At 67.0% G+C, this 4,017-nt stretch carries 2 protein-coding genes and 1 pseudogene; all 3 read left to right on the top strand.

Annotated features, from left to right (window positions below):
* Nucleotides 1-299 (top strand): annotated as a pseudogene (locus AC08OX_RS15550) (hypothetical protein); the annotation flags it as partial.
* 1 nt (nucleotide 300) lies between these two features.
* On the top strand, nucleotides 301-1,251 hold the full coding sequence (locus AC08OX_RS15555; RefSeq protein WP_476608472.1) for a Swt1 family HEPN domain-containing protein: 951 nt from the start codon (nucleotides 301-303) through the stop codon (nucleotides 1,249-1,251).
* Nucleotides 1,211-3,652 carry an ATP-binding protein gene (locus AC08OX_RS15560; protein WP_476608473.1) on the top strand — a complete coding sequence of 814 codons (2,442 nt, stop codon included), beginning with the start codon at nucleotides 1,211-1,213 and terminating at the stop codon, nucleotides 3,650-3,652. Before AC08OX_RS15555 ends, AC08OX_RS15560 begins: the two co-directional genes overlap by 41 nt.
* The last annotated feature ends 365 nt before the right edge of the window (nucleotides 3,653-4,017 follow it).

A 4,017-nucleotide genomic window follows, 5' to 3' on the forward strand; every position in this document is an offset into this window, starting at 1 on the left:
GGCTCAGTAACTGGGAGATTCTCCACCATCTGATCGGCGTGCTGGAGCGGGATGGCATCATCCCGGCCGGCGACTTCCTCCAGGCGGCGTTGAGCCGCCCGGACGGCGCCGTCGATGCTGACCTCATCAAGGAGCTCGCGCACCTTCTCTTCCGCATCGCGGAGGGCAATGGCTGGACGAAGGACGCGCTGAGCTTCAACAGCCTGGTGACGAGCTGGCCGGAGATTCTGGAGGTCGCGTGCACCCAGAAGAAGCCCACCGAGACGCAGTTCGCGATCGACTTCGACGAGGACGAGTGACATGGCGCTGAGCAACCGCGACCGCATCGACCGGATGTTCCAGGTCCTCGCCCCGGCGCTGGACGACTTCATCTCGTCGGTGATCGGACAGGCCGCCCCGGCGCTGGGGGCTGAGTGGACGAAGCTGGTCCAGGTGAAGGACCTCAAGAACGGCGCCCCTGCCGGCAAGAGCTACGACCCGCTCGACCCGCAGGTCCAGTTCCGCATGCTCACCGAAGGCAACATCACCGGCGGCTACAAGCACGGCTGGTACCCGTTCAATCAGACCGTCGGGCGTGCTGGTGAGACGTTCGCCAGCGAGCTGCGCGAGGTACGCAACGCGTGGGCGCACAACGGCTCGTTCAGCGACGACGATGCCTACCGCGCGCTCGACACGGGCGAGCGCCTGCTCAAGCTCATCGGGGCGAACTCCGAGGTCGACGAGGTCCGCGGCATCCGGCTCAACCTGCGTCGGGTGACCGCGGACAAGGATGACAAGAAGGTTCTCAAGGCCGCGGTCGACAACCCCGAGGCTGCCGGGCTCAAGCCGTGGCGTGAGGTGCTCCAGCCCCACGACGACGTCGCCACCGGCAACTTCCACGCCTCCGAGTTCGCGGCCGACCTGTACAAGGTCGCCACCGGCGGCGAGGTCGACTCCGACTATGCCGACCCGGTCGAGTTCTTCAGGCGTACCTACCTCACCGAGGGCCTCCGTGATCTGATCGGCCGCGCCGTGCGGCGTCTTTCGGGTGACGACAACGCCTCGCCGGTGATCAATCTCCAGACGAACTTCGGTGGCGGTAAGACCCACTCGATGCTGTGGCATGTGGCATGTGGCTGCTGGGCTTCCCGTGGGCGAGTTCCCGCAGGAGACCCAGGAACTGCTCACCGCCAACGGCTACCCCGGCACCGAGGTGAACCGGGTCGCGATCGTGGGCAACCACTTCAGCCCGTCCGGTGTCACCAAGGATGACGGCACCCGCGTCAACACGATCTGGGGTGAGCTGGCCTGGCAGCTCGGCGGTGCCGAGGCGTACGCCATCGTCGCGACCGCGGACCTCAACCGCACCCACCCCGGCGAAGCGCTCCACACGCTGCTGGCGAAGTACGCGCCCGCCGTCATCCTGATCGACGAGTGGGTCGCCTACGCCCGCTCACTCGTGGGCCGCGACGACCTTGCGGGCGGCACGTTCGACGACCAGTTTACCTTCGCCCAGTCGCTGACCGAGGCTGCCAAGGGCACCTCGGGCGTCCTGCTCGCGATCTCGATTCCTGCCTCTGAGAGCGGGGTAGACTCGGAGATCGTGGCCGGGAACGCCGAGGAGGTCGGCGGCGCCAACGGCCTGGAAGCCTTGAAGCGGCTGCAGAACGTCGTGCGCCGGGTGGCTGACCAGTGGCGCCCGGCGTCGTCGGACGAGGCCTACCACATCGTCAGGCAGCGGCTGTTCAAGCAGCCTGACGCCGCCGCGCTCGCCTCGATCGGAGCGACAGCCAAGGCGTACCTGGAGCTGTACCGCAAGTACACCGACGACTTCCCGCGTGAGGCGCGCGACGGGTCGTACGAGTACCGCATCAAACGGACCTACCCGATCCACCCGGAGCTGTTCGACACCCTCTACGAGGAGTGGTCCTCGCTGGAGCGCTTCCAGCGCACCCGCGGTGTGCTGCGGCTGATGAGCACGGTGATTCACGCGCTCTGGACGGGCGAGGACGCGTCACCGTTGATCATGCCGGGTTCGATTCCGCTCGCCACCGCGAATGTGAACGCCGAGCTGACGCAGTACCCCCAGGACTCCTGGAAGGCGATCATCGACGCCGATGTCGACGGCCCGAACTCCGAGCCGGCGCGCATCGACCAGGAGAAGCCGCTGTTCGGCCAGCGGGCGCTGACCAGGCGGCTCGCCCGCACGGTGTTCTTCGGCGCGGCCCCGACGATCGCGCCCGGCTCGGTCCACAAAGGCATCGGTACCCAGCGGGTCTTCCTCGGCACCGCGATTCCCGGCGACATCCCGGGTAACTTCCACGCCGCGCTGACCCAGCTTGGTGACCGGGCGACCTACTTCTACTCCGGGTCCGGCAAGTACTGGTACGATCTTCAGCCTAACATCACCCGCACCGCCAAGGACCAGGCCGAGCGCCTCCACAAAGAGGACGTGTGGAAGGAGATCGTCACGCGGCTGCTTGGCCAGGGCCGTCTGAAGGGCGACTTCGTCGGCGTCCACGTCTGCCCGGAGAACGACGCCGACATCCCGGACACCGGTGAGGCGCGCCTCGTCATACTCCACCCGAAGTTCTCCCACCGGCGGGGCACCGAGTCGGTCGCCAAGGGCTTCGCGCAGAAGGCGACCGAGCAGCGCGGCAGCTCCAATCGGACCAACCGCAACATGCTCGTCTACCTCGCCCCCGACGAGGCCCGGCTGGGGGAGCTCGACGCCGCCACCCGCGACTACCTCGGCTGGAAGCATGTTCTCGACAACGAGGCCGACCTCGACCTGACCCAGAACCAGAAGAAGCAGGCCGCGCAGCGCCAGGCCCAGGCCGACCAGACCGTCACGGCTCGGCTCCTGCAGATCTTCACCTGGGCGCTCGTCCCGGCCCAGCCGGACCCGAGCGCGCCGTTTGTCATCCGGGAGGCCAAGGCCGACGGGCAGTCCACCTCGCTCGCCGAGCGGGTGTCCCGCCGCCTCGGCAACGACGGTGACCTCTCGACGAGGCAGGCCGCGGCGACGATCCGCCTGGCGATCAGCAAGGTCCCGCAGATCTGGAAGGACGGCCACGTCTCGCTCGGCGCCCTGTGGGCGCTCTACAGCCAGTACCCCTACATGCCCCGCCTGCGCGACAGGACGGTTCTCAACGAGGGCATCATCGACCTGCCGATGATCTGGCAGACCGATGCCTTCGCGCTCGCCGCCGGCTATGACGACTCCGCCGGGCGCTACATCGGACTTTGGACACCCGAGGACAAGAGCGCCGCACCGGCGGCTACCGACTCGCTGCTCCTGGTGCGTCCCGACATCGCCGCCCAGCAGCGCGACGCCGAAGTCCCGGCGACGCCGGGCCAGCCGGAGAGCCCGAGCGAGGACGACGCGAAGAAGCCTTTCAAGCCGGACCCTGACCACCCGGGCGTCTACCATCGCAAGGTCAAGACGCGGTTCTACGGCGTGAAGACCCTGAACTCCGACAAGATCGCCCTCGACTTCAAGAACGTCGCCGACGAGATCATCGCCAACCTCCGCCAGGACGGCACCGAGCTCGTCGTGAAGATCGAGATCGAAGCTACGAAGAGCACCGGCTTCGAGGAAGGCCAAGTCCGCACCGTCTCCGAGAACGCCGGGACCTTAAAGTTCGACCAGTCGGGCTTCGAGGAGAGCTAAAGGGCCGTTGCCGAGTCCATCGAACCCGCCCACGCGAAGCTCCGCCGGGCAGGCTACGCCGGCAACACGAACGCCAAGACGACTGATACGGGTTGATTGCTTCGGTCGCGCGGCACTCGGCCAAGCCCGAACCCGATTCAGCTGCGATCACGGCTGCAAGGTGGTTCGTTGGTTGATCGAGTTCCGGCCTGTGCATCGGATGTCTTACTTCCTGTCGGTAATGCTACGAAACGCGCGCGAATGCCCACGTACCGTCGGTACCGTACCGGCGCGACACATAGACCCGAGGAGCGGCCGGACCGGGCGAGGAGGCCGTCGTGGCGATGAAGGTCAAGGTGGGCAACTATGCCTATCTGTGGGAGGGT

Source organism: Frankia sp. CoBUL1 (assembly GCF_978021245.1).